This is a genomic window from Caballeronia arationis (genome assembly GCF_001544975.2).
In the GTDB taxonomy this organism is placed as follows: domain Bacteria; phylum Pseudomonadota; class Gammaproteobacteria; order Burkholderiales; family Burkholderiaceae; genus Caballeronia; species Caballeronia arationis.
This window is the reverse complement of record NZ_FCOG02000042.1, coordinates 37,819-53,478: the sequence shown is the minus strand read 5'-3', so window position 1 is coordinate 53,478 and position 15,660 is coordinate 37,819. Positions and strand designations below refer to the sequence as shown.

Sequence of the window (15,660 nt, the reverse complement as noted above, 5' to 3'; positions counted from 1 at the left end):
CTGCGCAAGGTGATCAAGACCCGCAGCTCGTTTCCGACCGACGACGCCGTGACCAAGCTGTTTTACCTGGCGCTGAACAACATCAGCAAGAACTGGACGATGCCAATCCGCGATTGGAAGGCAGCTTTGAACCGCTTTACTATCCAGTTCGAGGACAGGCTGATGCCCCGTTAAACCACAACCTGTTTACACAAAATTCGGGACACCCCCCCTTCTGTCTGCCAACCCGCCGCGATCCGAACCGCGTCGAATCAACCTGGGGTCACCTCACATCATCCCGCAAGCCACCGCCGCCGCAATCGACGCCCCCACGAGCACCAGCCCCACCGTCCGGCGCTTGTTCAACTCGGTCCACAGCAGCACCCCGGTCAGCGACAGCAAGATAATGCTGCCTGCGAGCGTATCGATCAGCAGCACCCAGCCCACACTTAGTCCCACGCCCTTATGCAGGTTGTTCATCGTCGCGAGGAAACTGTTCTCCGAACGCTTCACCGAAACGAAACCATTTCCCACCCAGTACTCCGCCGATACACCGCCACTCGGCGACGCAAGCATGACGGTCCATTGTTCGGGCTGCATCGTCGTCTGATCGCCCCAGGCGACCGGGCGTGCCGCTTCGCGCTTCACGCGTCCGAGATTCCCGTCGATCTTCAACTCGCGCTTGAGCCATCCGCCGAGTTCCTTCGGTGAGTGAAGTCCTCCAGCGGGCACGGCGAGCTGCATTTGCGACACCTGCGGTTCGCCGGTCGAAATCCTGAGCGGGCCGCCGCGATGGTTCAGCAGAAATCCCGTCGTGCCGAACAGAAGCCCGAGCACCGCACCCCACAGCCCGACCCAGCCGTGCACCTTGCGCAGCCACTTGATGAACGTCGCGCGCCGCGAGCGGCCGCGGCGCACGGCCTGCTCCGCGTCGTCGATGAGGCGATGCGTGCCCGGCTCGGTGTGTGGCTTGTACTGCTTCGCGGATGCATTCGATGGCGCTTGTTGCTTGATCTGGTCGGGCGCGTTCACGCGTCTCTCCGTTCTTCGGCGGGGAAAGGGAATGGGACCGGAGCGGTCGCCGCCGCCCCGGTCCTGATACGTAACAAATGAGAATCGTTATCATTACATGGCGAATGAGTTTGTTCAACCCGCTGAAATTCGCCGTAATAAAACGAAGGGAGGTGAAACGACAGGAAAGGGAGTCAGACGGGCCAGAGCGGCCCTTCGTCCATTGCGGCGACCTGCTCGCGCAATTCGAGGATGCGATCTTCCCAGTAACGCTGCGTGTTGAACCACGGAAACGCCGCGGGAAACGCGGGATCGTCCCAGCGGCGTGCCAGCCACGCCGAGTAGTGGATCAGCCGCAGCGTGCGCAGCGCCTCGACCAGATGCAACTCGCGCGGCTCGAAATCGCAGAAATCCTCGTAGCCGGCGAGCAGGTCGGCGAGCGCGCGCGATGCCTCCGCGCGCTCGCCCGGCAGCAGAAGCCAGAGATCCTGGACGGCCGGGCCCATGCGGCTGTCGTCGAAATCGACGAAATGCGGGCCGGCGTCGGTCCACAGCACGTTGCTCGGATGGCAGTCGCCGTGCAGCCGGATGGCGCGGATTTCGCCCGCCCGCTCGAAGCAGCGTTCGACGCCTTCGAGCGCCATCCGCACGACGCTCTCATACGCCTCGCGCACGTCGCGGGGTATGAAATCGTGCGTCAGGAGAAAGTCGCGCGGCTCGAAGCCGAAGCTCTGGATATCGAGAATCGGCCGCTCGCGATACGTCTCGATGGCGCCCACCGCGTGAATCCGCCCGATGAAGCGCCCGAGCCATTCGAGCGTTTCGCTGCTGTTGCGGCCGTCGATGTCGGGCGCGCGGCCGCCGCGGCGCTCGAAGATCGAGAAGCGAAAGCCGTCGAAATGATGCAGCGACGCCCCGTTCAACATGCGCGCCGGCACGGCCGGAATCTCGCGCCGGGCGAGTTCCGCGACGAACGCGTGTTCTTCGAGAATGGCATCGTCGGACCATCGGTTCGGCCGATAGAACTTCGCGACGACCGGCGGCCCGTCTTCCATGCCGACCTGATAGACGCGGTTTTCGTAGCTGTTGAGCGGGAGCATGCGCCCGTCCGTGCGTTCGCCGGCGGGCAGGAGGACGCTGTCGAGGGCGTCGAGGACGCACTCGGGCGTGAGGCCGGCGAAGGGCGGCACGGCTTGCGTGGACTGCGCGTCGCCGGGAGACGAGGCGCCGGGTGCTTCTGACTGGTCGTGGTTCATCCCGGCATTGTGCCGCGCATTGACGCGGCAGGCACGCACCGTCGAGTGCCGACCGGGCGCGGCTTCGCCTGCAAAAACTAGTGAACGACCGAATTCGCCGGCCGCACGACGTCGCCGGTATCGATGAGATCCTCCAGGAAGAACGGTTCCGTGTTGAGCAGCTGCGACACACCGGGCTCGCCCGCATACCACGCGACCATAGCCATGTCGCCAAGAATTCGCATCACGATGCCGCGCGCGCCCTGAGGCACGGCGATATGCACGGAGCGGACAATCGAACCGATTTGCATGATGAATCCCCGTCAGAGTGCCGGCTGCGGACGTCTCGCGCCGGTCAAATTATCGTTACCAAGCACGGGCTTTCCAGGGCCGGTGCACCAGACTGCGGCCGCTTGCGCGCGTTGCCATGCGCAACCGCGGGCGGCTTCGTTGCTCGTATTGCGCTTCTACTTTAGCGCATCGAGGTGCGCGCGGTCCAAGTGTCGCGTCTCCAGCATCCAACGAATCGCGATCCGGTTACGTGCGCGTGACAACGCGCGGCGTCATGAAAGGACGACGAAAGCGCATGAGGCCCAGCTCGGCACAATGCTTGCATTTGGCGTAAGGTAAGGGGCTTTTGCGTTCCCGGAGGTTTGTCGTGACAGCTTCGCCGGCGCCGCACCGGCCCTCGTCTTCCAGTACCCGCCATTCTTCTTCTCCCGATTCCCCGCCTTATCTCGAACGCGGTTCGCGCGCTTACTGGCACGCCTCGCTTGCGCTCTTGTTCGCCGGGTATGCGACTTTCTCGCTGCTCTATTGCGTGCAGCCGCTCCTGCCCGAATTCACCGCGGCCTTCGGCGTCAGTCCGGCGCAAAGCGCGCTGTCGGTGTCGGTCTCGACCGCGTCGCTGGCCATTGCCATCTTCGTCGCCGGCTTCGTTTCCGAAGGCTGGAGCCGACACCGCCTGATGACGATGTCGCTGACGGCGTCGTCGATCCTCACGATCGTCGCTGCGTTCCTGCCGAACTGGCACGCGCTGCTCTTCGTTCGCGCGCTCGAAGGGCTCGCGCTCGGCGGCGTGCCCGCCGTCGCGATGGCGTATCTCGCGGAGGAGGTCGAACCAGAGGGCCTCGGACTCGCGATGGGGCTTTATGTCGGCGGCACCGCGATAGGCGGCATGGCCGGCCGCGTGATCAGCGGCGTGCTCGCGGATTTCTTTTCGTGGCGCGTGGCGATCGGCGGCATCGGCGCCCTCGGACTGCTTTCGACACTCGCGTTCCGCGCGCTCCTGCCGCCCTCCCGACGCTTCGTGCCACGGCGCGGCATGGGTTTTCGCCATCACCGAAGCGCGCTTGCCATGCACATCAGGAACCGCGACCTGCCGCTCCTGTTCCTGATGGGCTTCGTACTGATGGGCAGCTTCGTCACGCTGTACAACTATGTCGGCTACCGGCTGATCGGCGCGCCGTTCAGGCTGAACCAGACGCAGATCGGCGCGATCTTCACCGTCTATCTGACGGGCGTCGTCGCCTCGCCGTGGTCCGGAAAAATGGCCGACGTCTTCGGGCGCGGGCGCGTCCTGATCGCGAGTCTCGCGCTGATGATGGGCGGCGTGCTGCTGACGATATCGACGTCGCTGCCGGTCATCGTCGCCGGGATTGCGTGTCTGACGTTCGGCTTTTTCGCCGGGCATTCGGTGGCGAGCGGCTGGGTCGGCCGCCTTGCCCTGCACGCGAAAGGACAGTCGGCCGCGCTTTATCTGCTCGCGTATTACATCGGGTCGAGCGTGATCGGCTCGTATGGCGGCCATTTCTGGACGGCCTTCGGCTGGGGCGGCGTCGTCGGATTGATTGCGGCGCTCCTCTTTGTCGGACTTGCGGGCGCGGTCTATCTCAACCGGCGCGAGCGCGGTCTGGCGGCGTGAACGCAATCGTCATTCGAAAGCGAATCGAAACCTGGGGAATCTAAGGGTTTTTCCGTGTCCGCTTAATTCGGCGTGCCGCAAACGCTTGACTGGCAAGGGCAAGCGTCCGTCGGGCCACACAGCGTGCGTCATATCGTGCGGCATGTCGCGAAAGCGCGGCCTATACTCGAATCGTCCGTACAGCGCCGAGCGAAAATCCGGCTCGGCGCTCATAAGACGAAGGGAGACGAGCAATGACGACGTACTTCACTATCGGCGACTTCATCCTGATCATCCCGATGGCGCTTGCCGGCGCACTTTTTCTCGGCGCCATTCCCTGCGCATCGCATTTCAAGAACAACGTGCTCCGAGCGTTCGGCGCGCTGGTTGGCGTGCTGGTTGCGTTCCTGCTCGTCGAAGGATTGCCAGCGCTTATATAATGCCCACGGCGGACGCTTTGTGCGTCTGCCGGATTGTCTTGCCTTGCAGTGCCGTCTGCCTGCGGCGCATCTACGCGCGGACACCTCTCTCGATGCGCGCGCGATTTCAACGTTCGCGTTGCGTCTGATCGCATCGGCTTTCCCCCGCCCCTGACATCCCCGACGCTCCTCCGCGCCGCTCTGGCACGCGCGATGCTCGCGCATGCCTCGCATCCGCCGCGATGGCGGCTGCGTATGCACATCGACGATCCATCGAGGCTTCCATGTCGCCACTAGCCGCAGCCGCTCTTGCGTTCGCCGCGCTCATCGTGGTGTTTGTCGCCGTGTGGGCGTGGCAACTGCAATCGCGCAACGCCGGGATGATCGATCCCGTGTGGGCCTTTTCGCTCGGCGGCGTCGCGGTGCTCTACGCCGCGGTCGCGAACGGCGATCCGCAGACGCGCCTCATCGCGGGAATCGGTGCGATGGTGTGGGGCGCGCGGCTCGGCGTTCATCTGTGGCGCCGCAACGCGGGCCGTGCGGAGGACGCGCGATACCGGAAATTGCGGGACGAGTGGGGCGCGGCCGCGAATCGCAAGATGCTGCTGTTCTTTCTGCTGCAGGTCGTGATTTCGATGCTGCTTTCGGTTGCGTTCCTCCTGCCGGTTTATCGCCAGGCGCCGCCTGCGGCCGGCTGGGTCGCGCTCGCGACGCTCGTCTGGGTAACCTCGATCGCGGGCGAAGCGCTCGCCGACCGTCAGTTGCGCGAGTTCAAGGCCGACCCCGCCAACGAAGGCAAGGTCTGCCGAGCTGGCTTGTGGCGCTATTCGCGGCATCCCAATTACTTCTTCGAGTGCGTGCACTGGCTCGCGTACATTCCGCTCGCCATCGGGCCGGGCGGCGCGGGATCGTGGACGTTCGCGATGCTGCTGCCACCCGTGCTGATGGCGTGGCTGCTGCTGCGCGTCTCCGGCGTGCCGATGGTGGAAGCGGAATCGGCGAAAAAGCGTCCGGGTTACGCCGACTACATGCGCACGACAAGCGCGCTGATCCCGTGGTGGCCGCGCCACTCCTCCTGAACCGGAACCCGCGACCATGAGCGAAGCCACGCTTGCGCAACGAACTTCTCCGGACGGCTTCCTGATCGACTGGTGCGAGCGCGGCCGGATTCCCGATTCGCTCGTGCGCCTCGGCATGCGCCAGTTGATACGCAGGCGTCTCGCCGACGAATCCGCCGGCGACGACGAAGCGCGCGCTCAACGTTTCACGCGGCTCGTCGACGAATTGCGCGCGAGCCCGATCGCAATCGAAACGCACGCCGCCAACGCACAGCATTACGAGGTGCCGGCGGAGTTTTTCCGGGCGCATCTCGGGCCGCACCTGAAGTACTCGTGCTGCCTGTACCGCGAAGGCACGATGACGCTCGCCGAAGCCGAGCGCGCGATGTTCGCGCTCTACGCTACGCGCGCGCGACTCGCCGACGGCCAGCGCATCCTCGACCTCGGCTGCGGCTGGGGATCGCTGTCGATGTGGCTGGCTGAGCGCTATCCGCGTGCGCGCATCGTCGCGTTGTCGAATTCGCGCGGGCAGCGCGAGTTCATCGAGGCCCGCGCCGCCGAGCGCGGCTTGAGCAATCTGCGCGTGGTGACGGGCGATGTCGTCGATTTCGAATTCGATCCGGCGCTGCTCGGCGAGGGCTTCGACCGCATCCTCTCGGTCGAGATGTTCGAGCACATGAAGAACTACCGGCTTCTGCTGAAGAGGGTCGCCGGCTGGATGCGCGACGACGCGAAGCTTTTCGTGCATGTCTTCGCGCATCGCACGCTGGCGTATCACTTCGAGGTGAAGGATGGCAGCGACTGGATGTCGAAGTACTTTTTCACCGGCGGGACGATGCCGTCGGAATCGCTGCTGCTGTATTTCCAGGACGATCTGGCGATCGACCGCCACTGGTGCGTGAGCGGCACGCACTACGAGCGGACCGCGAACGACTGGCTCGTCAATCTCGACGCGGCGCGCTCGCGCCTGCTGCCGCTATTGATCCAGACCTACGGCCCCGCCGATGCGCCGCGCTGGTTTCAGCGCTGGCGCATGTTCTATATGGCGGTGGCGGAACTATTCGGTTTTCGCTCGGGCGAGGAGTGGGGCGTCGCGCATTATCTTTTCACGCGACGCTAAAGCGGCTAGCGCAGATGCTCGCCGAGGAAGGTGAGCGTGCGGCCGTGCGCAAGTGCCGACGCACGTGCGTTGTACGACGCGCGATCTCCGCAGTTGAAACCGTGGTCGGCGTTCGGGTAGACGTGGACTTCGGCGTCGTTGCGGCCGGCGAAACGCGAGCGCACTTCACCCACCGCTGACACCGGAATGTGCGCGTCGAGTTCGCCGTAGTGGAACTGCATCGGCACCTTGATGCTGTCGGCGTGGTCGAGCTGGTTCTGGATGCCGCCGCCGTAATAGGCGACGCCCAGGTCGATCGATCCCTGCGCGGCTGCCAGATACGCAAGTCGTCCGCCGAAGCAATAGCCGATAGCGGCGACCTGGCCGCTCACTTCGGGCAAGGCGCGCAGCGCGCTCGCGGCCGCGCCGACGTCGGCGACAGCTTTCTCCAGGTCGGTTTTCTGCAGCAGTTCCATCGCCTTTTCACGGTCGGCGCCTGCATAGCCGAGCTCCACGCGCGGCTGCGTGCGCCAGAAAACGTCCGGCGCCAGCGCGACATAGCCATCGGCGGCGTACTGGTCCGCGACGCTGCGAATGTGCGAATTCACCCCGAAGATCTCCTGCAGGATGATGACGCCCGGGCCCTTGCCCGTCTTCGGCAGCGCGAGATAGCCCTGGAAGCTGTCGCTGTCGGCGGGAATGTCGATCCATCGTGAAGTCACGGTCGTGGTCACGTCGATGCTCCTTCTAGTGCGTGTGAGAGGTCGGGCCAAGGAGTTTGCCACCATTCGAGCGCCCCTGCTGGCGCGGCGCTCCGGCCGCTACGGGTGTCTTTCAGCACGGTCCGGACGTAGCGCAAACGAAAGAAAACGGCGCGTCGCGGGGAGCAGGCACGGCGTTTGACGGCGTCGCTGAATTAGAGCAATGCATCTACAAATAAGCTTTTAAAAACAAGCCAATAAGAATCGCGATCGGCGATTAACGGCGCGTAATCGAGAAACTTGAATCGATTAGCGTCCGCGCGGCGGCATCTGCTCCGGAACCCGCATGTACAGGGGCTTTGCACGAATGCCAGCACATTTGGCAAGGGTTCTCAAGAACACTTTGATCAGTAGTCGCACCAGTATCCCAAAAAACTTCCCTAAATTAATTTGACAACCCTACACTTGCGCGCAGTGCGGATGGCGGCTGCCAAAAGCGGCCGCGCTGAAGGACTTGCCAAGTGCATGACGATGCATCCGGCGTGGTCGTCCACGGGACTGAGCGATCGTGATGAAAGACGGGGCACAGGGCGATTACGTTGTTTTTGGGACCGAAACTGGAGACTTACATGAAGACCAAGCTTCAAAAAGTGTTGCCGATCAGCGCCGCAGCAATGATGTTCGCAGCGTTGGCAACATCCGCAGCAGCCGATGAAACCGTCAAGATCGGTCACGTCGCACCGTTGACCGGCGGCATTGCTCACCTGGGCAAGGATAACGAAAACGGCGCGCGACTCGCAGTCGAAGAAATCAACGCGAAGGGCCTCACGATCAACGGCCAGAAGATCACCCTGGCGCTGGACCCGCAAGACGACGCGGCCGACCCGCGTACCGCCACGCAGGTTGCGCAGAAGCTCGTCGACGACAAGGTCGTTGCTGTTGTCGGCCACCTGAACTCGGGCACCTCGATCCCGGCATCGAAGATTTACAGCGATGCGGGCATCGTCCAGATCTCGCCGTCGGCCACGAACCCGACCTACACGCAGCAAGGCTTCAAGACGACCTACCGCGTCGTCGCGACCGATGCCCAGCAAGGCCCGGCGCTCGCCAACTACGCCGCGAAGCAACTGAAGATCAAGAGCGTCGCGATCGTCGACGACTCGACCGCCTACGGCCAGGGTCTCGCCAACGAATTCGAGAAGACCGCCAAGTCGCTCGGCCTGAAGGTCATCTCGCACGACGCGACGAACGACAAGGCCGTCGACTTCCGCGCGATTCTGACGAAGATCAAGGGGGAAAATCCGGACGCCGTGATGTTCGGCGGCATGGACGCGACGGGCGGCCCGTTCGCCAAGCAGGCGAAGCAGCTCGGCCTGCGCGCCAAGGTGCTGGCCGGCGACGGCGTGTGTACCGAGAAGCTGTCGGACCTGGCGGGCGACGCCACCGACAACGTCGTGTGCTCGGAAGCCGGCATGGCGCTCGAGAAGATGGAAGGCGGCGCGGCGTTCGCGGCGAAGTACCAGAAGCGTTTCGGCCAGCCGATCCAGATCTACGCTCCGTTCACGTATGACGCGGTGTATATCGTCGTCGACGCGATGAAGCGTGCGAACTCGACCGATCCGGCCAAGATCCTCGCCGCGATGCCGAACACCGACTACAAGGGTGTGATCGGCCAGACGACCTTCGATTCGAAGGGCGACCTGAAGCACGGCGTGATCTCGCTGTACGACTACAAGAAGGGCAAGAAGACGCTGCTCGACGTGGTCAAGATGTAAATGCCGTGTGAGAAGCGATTCCTGACGGAGTCGCTTCGCGGTTCGAGAAAGGCACGCCTCGCGCGTGCCTTTTTTTATATCTTCAACCGCCTGAGAATGCGTGGCGCCACGAGCGCGATCAGTGCGCAGCACGCCGCCACCACCGACAAGCCGATCGGCAGCGTGCTCACCTGCGCCACCCCGCCGATCAGCACCGGCCCGATCAGCAAGCCGAAATAGGCGAGGCCCGCCACCTGCGCAAGGCCTTCGGCGGCGCTCACGCCCTTCACGTGCGTCGCGGCAGCGAACAGCACCGGCATCATGTTCGCGAGGCCGAGCCCCATCAGCGTGAAGCCGGTCATCGTCGCGAACGTGTTCGGCAGCAATAGCGCCATCAGCATGCCGACGAACGCCAGCGCCGCGCTGCCGAACACCAGTTGCGGCGCGCCGAACCGGGCGCGCACGAAGTCGCCGCCAAAGCGTCCCGCCGCCATGCCGCCGGTGAACGCCGCGTACGCCGCGCTGGAAAGCGCGGGGCTCGCGAGCACGACGTCGCGCATGTAGACGGTGGCCCAGTCGTACATCGCGCCTTCGGCGATCAATGCAATCAGCGCGACACCACCGAGGGCCCAGAGCGCAGACGAGCGCCACCGGTTCGACGACGACGCCTTCGCATGCGCCTCGTGATGCGGTACGTGCGGAAGCACCGCGGGGATGGAAACCAGCAGCACGATCACGCTCGCGATGGAAGCGAGCGCGAGATGCACGGCGGGCGCCATGCCGTGCGCGAGCAATGCGCCGCCCGCCGCGGCGCCCGCCATGCCGCCGATGCTGAACATGCCGTGCAGCGACGACATGATCGGCCGGCCGAGCGCCTGTTCGACCGCGCTCGCCTCGGCGTTCATTGCGACATCGAGCGTTGCCATGCCGAAGCCGAACACTGCCAGCACGGCGAGCAGCATCCAGTAGGACGGCGCGACGAGAATCAGCGCGCAGCAGATCGTCATCGTGATGCCGCCCGCGAGGCAGGCGGCGCGGGTGCCGGCGCGGGCGATCCACGAGCCGGTCGTGAGCATCGCGAAGATCGAGCCGCCCGCGACCGCGAGCAACGCGAACGAGAGCATGCCGGGACTCAACTCGAACTTGTCGCGCACGGTCGGCACGTGCACGCCCCACGACGCGTAAAGCATGCCTGCGATGAAGAAAATGGCCATCGTCGCGTAGCGGGCGCGTTCGCGCGCGGCAAGCGGCAACTTGCGATGCGCCGCGAGCGACGCGTTGTGGTCGATGGGAGTGGAGGCGGATGTCGATTCGGACACGTAAAGCTCGTTCGGAAGAGGCGGGTGGAAGCGCGAAACGCCGTTAAAGCGCCGCCGGGAAGCTTTCGATTCTATCGAACGGTCTGAAGACATGCTCAGGCGCGGTGCATTAAGATCGATCGGGGTAGACGGCGCTGCCGGCCGTCCAGCTGCCTGATCGCCCATCGCGAAAGAGGAATCGAGCCGTGAACATTCCGCCGCATGCGCCGCTGCATCTGCTGCATCGAGTGCCGGATGGCACGCTTGCCACGCATTCCCGCGATCCGTGCGGGTTTCCCTATCCCACCGCGCTGCCGTTCGTGCCGACCGCGCGCCACATGCCGATGCTGCTCATCAGCCATCTCGCCGAGCACACGCGCAATCTCCACGCGGATTCGCGCGCCGGCTTTCTGGTCGCGCATGCATCGGACGGCAACGTGCTCGAAGGACAGCGCCTCACGATGCTTGGCTCGTTTTCTCCCGCGCCGCCGGAGGAATCGTCTGATCTTGCGCGACGCTATCTGAGATATCACCCGGACGCCGAGCGCTATCTCGGATTAGGCGATTTCACGTTCTGGACCATGGTGCTGGAACGAATGCGCTTTATCGGCGGTTTCGGCGCGATGGGCTGGCTGGCTGCGGACGCGCTCGACCCATTGGAGCCGCTTTCGGCAAATGAGGAAACGCTGCTGTGCGCGTTTTTCGATGATTTTGACGAACGTCCGTCTACCCTGGAGTTATTGGGTTTAGACCGATACGGATGTGATTTCCGGCAGAACGGTCGTCGCAATCGTTTTACGTTCGATAAACCCAAAGTCACGGTAACGGAGTTGAAAGCCGCGTTGTTCGACTGGGTGGAGCGGCACCAGTAAAATCGCCGAAGGCACTGGGCTCGGAGAAATTTGTTGCGTCCCGAATATATTCGCGGCGGTAAGGAAAATGTTGCCGCGCGGCCAATTCCTGCGAAACTCTCACGCCATGAAATCTCGTACTCGTTCATATTGCGCCGCTTTCATGCTGCGGCAACTTGGCGTCCGTGTCCTTATCCGGAATTAAGAAAATTCGCCGGCGCGTGTTTCGGATTCAGCACCAATTGTTACGAGGAAAACTTCCAATTGGCTTTTTAGTGTTCGCGCCCACATGCATTCCTAAATCGATTTGTGTTAATCTGCGCTTCATCCCGAGGCCACACCGATAAATGGAAGCGAGCGATACGACTCGCATGTTTTGCAAACCACAAAGGGAATTACCATGTCTTCATACAAGGAACTCCTCGCCCAGCGCGAGAATCTGGAACGACAGATTGAAGAGGCCAAGTCGCGGGAATATGCCGAAGTACTTAATGAGATCAAGCAGAAAATGGCTGATTACGGCATCACTCTTCAGGAACTGGCTGGCGGTCGTAGTGCCAAGGGAGCAAAAGCCCCGCGCGCTCGCGCAGGCGTCGCCCCGAAGTACCGGGACCCGCAGAGCGGCAACACGTGGTCCGGGCGGGGAAAGCCGCCGAAGTGGATCGCCGGTCAGGAGCGCGACAACTTCCTGATCCAGAAATAAGAGAAGCTCGCTCCGGATGGAGGCCGCGCCTGATGGCGCGGCTTTTTTTTGGGCGCGCGCTCTGGTCTTTTTCGTTTCGCTCTCGGCGGAACCGGGAAAGGCGCAGAACGAGAACGCGTCCTGTTCATTAACTCAATGATTTTTAAGGAATTTCTCTTCGATTTCCGAGCACCTTTAGTGACCACTTGATAAAATGAAGTATTGGATTTAATCAGACACAACTCATGTCGCTCTCTGTCCCACGTCCGGCGGAAAAGCAGGGAATCGCTCGAAGGACGACGTTCGTGAGTATCGCGCTGAACGCGGTTCTCATGACGGCGCAGGTTTTGGTGGGAATAATCGCGCACTCGCAGGCGCTGATTGCCGACGGCATTCACTCGCTTGCCGATTTAGTGTCGGATTTTGTCGTACTGGTTGCGAATCGGCGGGGCGCCGCTGCGCCCGATGTCGATCACAACTACGGTCACAGTCGCTATGAAACCGTCGCTTCATTATTTCTCGGCGGATTGCTGATTGCCGTCGGTGTCGGAATGTTATGGCGTGCGGGCGAACGTATTGCGAACCTTCAGGATATTCCACCCGTCCATTCGACCGCGCTAATTGTTGCGCTCGTCGTGCTTGCTTCGAAAGAAGCCTTATTCCGATACATGCTGCGCGCGGCCGAGCGCGTCAGGTCGGCGATGCTCATTGCCAATGCATGGCACGCGCGATCGGATGCGGCGTCGTCGCTTGTCGTCGCGCTCGGCATTATCGGCAATATGGCGGGCTTTCAGGTGCTCGATCCAATTGCAGCGGCTATCGTCGGTTTCATGGTCGCCAGGATGGGCTGGATATTCGGCTGGGACGCCTTGCAGGATCTCTCGGACCGCGCGCTCGACCAGGCCACCGCCGACGACCTGCGCGCGCTCGTTCTTTCCACACCCGGCGTGCGCGAGGTGCACGAACTGCGCACGCGGAAAATGGGCGACCTCGCGATCGTCGATGCGCACATCCTCGTCGACCCGCTGATCTCGGTGTCGGAGGGGCACTACATTGCGGAATCGGCGCGCGCGCAATTGCTGACCGACTCGCGGGTCGTCGACGCCCTGATTCACGTCGATCCTGAAAATGACGAGGTCAATCCGCCGCCCGGGCAGTTGCCGATGCGTCCGGTCGTCGCCGAGGCGGTGCGTGCGGCGCTCGGCGCACAGGGGCTGTCGTTCGACGCGATGAACCTGCACTATCTGAGTCGGGGCTTCGACGTCGACCTGCTGCTGCCGGCGCTGGCAAGCGCCGAGGAAAGCGCACAGGCGGACGAGCGCCTCGCAAAGGTCGATTTCGAAGCGCTTCGGCGACGCCTCGGCGCGCGCGAAATACGCGTGGCACGCGCGGTGCGCTCGCCGGGCGGGTCGATTCAGGCGGCGCGCGGCGCGAAGGAAACGGCTGCGCCGCGCTGAATTCTCACAGCGGCAACTGCGTGTCGAATTTGATTTCCCGCAGCACGACGCTCGTTCGCACCTGGGCGACCGCCGGAATCTTGAAGATGCGGTCGTGCAGGAATGCGTCGTAGGACTTGATGTCGGGTGCGACGATCTTGAGGATGTAATCGGATTCGCCGGTCGTGCTGTAGCACTCGGTCACTTCCGGACACGTGGCGATTTCGCGCTCGAACTGCTCGACGCCGCCTTCCGTATGTCGCGTCAGGTGAATATGCGCGAGCGCGCAGACGTGCAGGCCGAGCTTCTCGCGATCGAGCAGCGCCGTGTAGCGCTGGATCACCCCGGACTGCTCCATGTCCTTGATGCGCCGCCAGCAAGGCGTGCTCGACAGCCCGACCTGGTCGGAGATTTCCTGCACCGAACGGCGCGCGTCCAGTTGCAGGAGACGCAGGATTTTTTGTGAGAATGTATCGAGAGTCAACTGCGCCTCCGGTTTGGTCGCGACCTGACTCTCATGGTAGAGGCGCCGGAAAATAAACGCAATGCGAAGCGCCCGAACTGAGGGAGATTCCCTAACGCACCGTCAAGACTGCGCGTTTTTACCTTCCGGATTCGTCTGCTCGCTGGCGTCGCCAGTGGCTTCGGCACTGTTTGCCGGCAACGGCGCTTTCGACGCCCGCAACTCCGCCAGCATGTTGCAGAAGAGGGCGCCCTGTTCGATGGCGTCGTCGAGCGCCACGTGCGTGTGCGGCAGTTCGTCGAACCAGTGCTTCGGCAGGCGCGGCTTGATCGCCTTGCGGTACGGCAGGCCGGTCATTGCAAAAGCGAGCGTCTTGATGTCGAGCGCGGACCACGAAAACGGGCAGCGCTCGGCGAAGCGCATCATGTACCAGAACATGTAGGTGAAGTCGAAACCCGCCGGATACGCGACGAATACCGGCTTGCCCGGCAGCGCCTCGACCCATTCGACATAGGCGCGCAGTGCGGTTTCCGGCTTCTGCAGGTCGGTGCGGCAGGCGGCCCACGCGTCGGGCTGCGTCTTCCACCAGGCGGCCTGCACCGGATGCGCCGTCGCACCGTCGAGCGTCTCCAGATTCGCGGAGAACGTGGCAACCAGTTCCTTGTCCGCCGTATAGGCCGCCGATGCGAAACTCAGCATCGAATGCGGGCCGGGAATGGGGCCGTCCGCCTCGACGTCGGTGCTCACATAGATCTCGGGGATCGCGTTCATGCGGGCACTCCGTCGCCGACGTAAGGGTTGGTGCGGCGCTCGTCACCGAACGTCGATGCGGGCCCGTGGCCGGGCACGAACGTGATGTCGTCGCCGAGCGGCCACAGCTTTTCGCGGATCGCACGGATCAGGTCCGCATGATTGCCGCGCGGGAAGTCGGTGCGCCCGATCGACCCGGCGAACAGCACGTCGCCGACGAACGCCAGCCGATGCTTGCGGCTGAAGAAGATCACATGCCCCGGCGTATGGCCGGGACAGTGGTAGACCTCGAGCGTCTCGTCGCCGAACTCGACCGTTTCGCGGTCTTCGAGCCAGCGCGCCGGGGTGAACGCCTCCGCCGACGCGAAACCGAAGCGCTTGCTCTGCTCAGGCAACTGGTCGATCCAGAACGCGTCGTCGCGGTGCGGGCCTTCTATCTTCACACCGTAGTGGTCTGCGAGCGCCTGCGCGCCGCCGCAGTGATCCAGGTGCCCGTGCGTGAGCAGGATCTTTTCGACGGTGATGCCCTGCCGCTCCACTTCTCCGATGATTCGCTCCAGATCGCCGCCCGGATCGACCACGACTGCGCGCTGCGTCGATTCGCACACGACGATCGAACAATTCTGCTGAAAAGGCGTCACAGGGACGAGGGTTACGTTCATGGGCTACAACCAGCGCGTAAAAATGTCCATTGTACCGGGGCCGGAGCAGGCTCGTTGCGCCGCCGCATCGGGGCCAAAAACGGCCTCGAAATCGGCAATTCTTGCGCTCATAGTGAAAATCAATGACGAAATTCACAGTTCCGGGTAGCCAACTAATGTTTTTGGCTATAATGGCATCACTTGTGCATGTGTTCTTCCATGCAATCAATGGGTGATTCGTCAGACGCCAGCGCGTTTTTACAATCACTATCAGTACGCTGTTGGGGGCCAGAAGCCCCCTAACTGCAACTCAAGCATCGACTCCGTTCGATGCGCACGTCTTGTCCAGCCAGGTGCGATGCGCCTGCTGCGGCCGAAGC

At 63.1% G+C, this 15,660-nt stretch carries 16 protein-coding genes and 1 pseudogene; 9 read left to right on the top strand and 8 right to left on the bottom strand.

What is annotated here, in order from left to right; genetic code table 11:
• A pseudogene (locus AWB81_RS23280) lies at window positions 1-174 on the top strand (IS256 family transposase); the annotation flags it as partial.
• A 93-nt stretch (window positions 175-267) separates the two neighbouring features.
• On the opposite strand, the gene AWB81_RS23275 reads toward AWB81_RS23280, so the two are convergent.
• The 3 genes from AWB81_RS23275 to AWB81_RS23265 form a co-directional block, all read right to left on the bottom strand.
• Complete coding sequence (locus AWB81_RS23275; RefSeq protein WP_062638906.1) at window positions 268-1,011, bottom strand: PepSY-associated TM helix domain-containing protein; 744 nt, start codon at window positions 1,009-1,011, stop codon at window positions 268-270.
• A gap of 173 nt (window positions 1,012-1,184) precedes the next feature.
• Complete coding sequence (locus tag AWB81_RS23270; RefSeq protein ID WP_062638905.1) at window positions 1,185-2,246, bottom strand: SrkA family protein kinase; 1,062 nt, start codon at window positions 2,244-2,246, stop codon at window positions 1,185-1,187.
• 77 nt (window positions 2,247-2,323) lie between these two features.
• The gene (locus tag AWB81_RS23265; RefSeq protein WP_062638904.1) at window positions 2,324-2,536 is read right to left on the bottom strand and encodes a hypothetical protein; all 213 of its coding nucleotides are present in this window, start codon (window positions 2,534-2,536) and stop codon (window positions 2,324-2,326) included.
• A gap of 347 nt (window positions 2,537-2,883) precedes the next feature.
• Between AWB81_RS23265 and AWB81_RS23260 the strand changes: the two genes are divergently transcribed.
• From AWB81_RS23260 to AWB81_RS23245, 4 genes are all read left to right on the top strand, one after another.
• Window positions 2,884-4,149, top strand: a complete 1,266-nt coding sequence (locus tag AWB81_RS23260) for an MFS transporter (RefSeq protein WP_062638903.1) — start codon at window positions 2,884-2,886, stop codon at window positions 4,147-4,149.
• Window positions 4,150-4,382: 233 nt separating this feature from the next.
• Complete coding sequence (locus AWB81_RS23255) at window positions 4,383-4,568, top strand: hypothetical protein (protein WP_035936571.1); 186 nt, start codon at window positions 4,383-4,385, stop codon at window positions 4,566-4,568.
• 263 nt (window positions 4,569-4,831) lie between these two features.
• Window positions 4,832-5,626, top strand: coding sequence for a DUF1295 domain-containing protein (locus tag AWB81_RS23250; protein WP_062638902.1), 795 nt, complete (start codon window positions 4,832-4,834; stop codon window positions 5,624-5,626).
• Window positions 5,627-5,642: 16 nt separating this feature from the next.
• Window positions 5,643-6,725 (top strand): SAM-dependent methyltransferase, encoded by a 1,083-nt coding sequence (locus AWB81_RS23245; RefSeq protein WP_062638901.1) that lies wholly within the window; start codon window positions 5,643-5,645, stop codon window positions 6,723-6,725.
• Between the two features lie 5 nt (window positions 6,726-6,730).
• Here AWB81_RS23245 and AWB81_RS23240 read toward each other — a convergent pair whose 3' ends face one another.
• Window positions 6,731-7,438, bottom strand: a complete 708-nt coding sequence (locus AWB81_RS23240; RefSeq protein WP_062638900.1) for a dienelactone hydrolase family protein — start codon at window positions 7,436-7,438, stop codon at window positions 6,731-6,733.
• A 596-nt stretch (window positions 7,439-8,034) separates the two neighbouring features.
• Between AWB81_RS23240 and AWB81_RS23235 the strand changes: the two genes are divergently transcribed.
• Window positions 8,035-9,180: a branched-chain amino acid ABC transporter substrate-binding protein gene (locus tag AWB81_RS23235; RefSeq protein ID WP_062638899.1), complete on the top strand. Its 1,146-nt coding sequence runs from the start codon at window positions 8,035-8,037 to the stop codon at window positions 9,178-9,180.
• 74 nt (window positions 9,181-9,254) lie between these two features.
• On the opposite strand, the gene AWB81_RS23230 is transcribed toward AWB81_RS23235, so the two are convergent.
• Complete coding sequence (locus AWB81_RS23230; protein ID WP_062638898.1) at window positions 9,255-10,478, bottom strand: MFS transporter; 1,224 nt, start codon at window positions 10,476-10,478, stop codon at window positions 9,255-9,257.
• 185 nt (window positions 10,479-10,663) lie between these two features.
• Here AWB81_RS23230 and AWB81_RS23225 point away from each other — a divergent pair, with 185 nt between their 5' ends.
• The 3 genes from AWB81_RS23225 (at window position 10,664) to AWB81_RS23215 (ending at window position 13,447) form a co-directional block, all read left to right on the top strand.
• Complete coding sequence (locus AWB81_RS23225) at window positions 10,664-11,329, top strand: HugZ family pyridoxamine 5'-phosphate oxidase (RefSeq protein WP_062638897.1); 666 nt, start codon at window positions 10,664-10,666, stop codon at window positions 11,327-11,329.
• 379 nt (window positions 11,330-11,708) lie between these two features.
• A complete protein-coding gene (locus tag AWB81_RS23220; RefSeq protein ID WP_062638896.1) occupies window positions 11,709-12,011 on the top strand; it encodes an H-NS histone family protein in 303 nt (100 codons plus the stop codon).
• A 224-nt stretch (window positions 12,012-12,235) separates the two neighbouring features.
• On the top strand, window positions 12,236-13,447 hold the full coding sequence (locus AWB81_RS23215; RefSeq protein WP_062638895.1) for a cation diffusion facilitator family transporter: 1,212 nt from the start codon (window positions 12,236-12,238) through the stop codon (window positions 13,445-13,447).
• Window positions 13,448-13,451: 4 nt separating this feature from the next.
• Here the strand turns inward: AWB81_RS23215 and AWB81_RS23210 are convergent, their stop codons facing one another.
• The 3 genes from AWB81_RS23210 to AWB81_RS23200 form a co-directional block, all read right to left on the bottom strand.
• On the bottom strand, window positions 13,452-13,910 hold the full coding sequence (locus AWB81_RS23210) for an Lrp/AsnC family transcriptional regulator (protein ID WP_062638894.1): 459 nt from the start codon (window positions 13,908-13,910) through the stop codon (window positions 13,452-13,454).
• Between the two features lie 102 nt (window positions 13,911-14,012).
• The gene (locus AWB81_RS23205) at window positions 14,013-14,660 is read right to left on the bottom strand and encodes a 3'-5' exonuclease family protein (protein WP_062638893.1); all 648 of its coding nucleotides are present in this window, start codon (window positions 14,658-14,660) and stop codon (window positions 14,013-14,015) included.
• Entirely contained in the window at window positions 14,657-15,301 is a 645-nt protein-coding gene (locus AWB81_RS23200) for an MBL fold metallo-hydrolase (RefSeq protein ID WP_062638892.1), read from the bottom strand. The genes AWB81_RS23205 and AWB81_RS23200 overlap by 4 nt, the downstream gene beginning before the upstream one ends.
• Between the last annotated feature and the right edge of the window lie 359 nt (window positions 15,302-15,660).

Coding starts and splice junctions, on each gene's coding strand:
- AWB81_RS23255 (WP_035936571.1), top strand. CDS start 4,383: ATGACGACGTACTTCACTATCGGCGACTTCATCCTGATCATCCCGATG.
- AWB81_RS23265 (WP_062638904.1), bottom strand. CDS start 2,536: ATGCAAATCGGTTCGATTGTCCGCTCCGTGCATATCGCCGTGCCTCAG.
- AWB81_RS23250 (WP_062638902.1), top strand. CDS start 4,832: ATGTCGCCACTAGCCGCAGCCGCTCTTGCGTTCGCCGCGCTCATCGTG.
- AWB81_RS23245 (WP_062638901.1), top strand. CDS start 5,643: ATGAGCGAAGCCACGCTTGCGCAACGAACTTCTCCGGACGGCTTCCTG.
- AWB81_RS23215 (WP_062638895.1), top strand. CDS start 12,236: ATGTCGCTCTCTGTCCCACGTCCGGCGGAAAAGCAGGGAATCGCTCGA.
- AWB81_RS23220 (WP_062638896.1), top strand. CDS start 11,709: ATGTCTTCATACAAGGAACTCCTCGCCCAGCGCGAGAATCTGGAACGA.
- AWB81_RS23235 (WP_062638899.1), top strand. CDS start 8,035: ATGAAGACCAAGCTTCAAAAAGTGTTGCCGATCAGCGCCGCAGCAATG.
- AWB81_RS23270 (WP_062638905.1), bottom strand. CDS start 2,246: ATGAACCACGACCAGTCAGAAGCACCCGGCGCCTCGTCTCCCGGCGAC.
- AWB81_RS23200 (WP_062638892.1), bottom strand. CDS start 15,301: ATGAACGTAACCCTCGTCCCTGTGACGCCTTTTCAGCAGAATTGTTCG.
- AWB81_RS23205 (WP_062638893.1), bottom strand. CDS start 14,660: ATGAACGCGATCCCCGAGATCTATGTGAGCACCGACGTCGAGGCGGAC.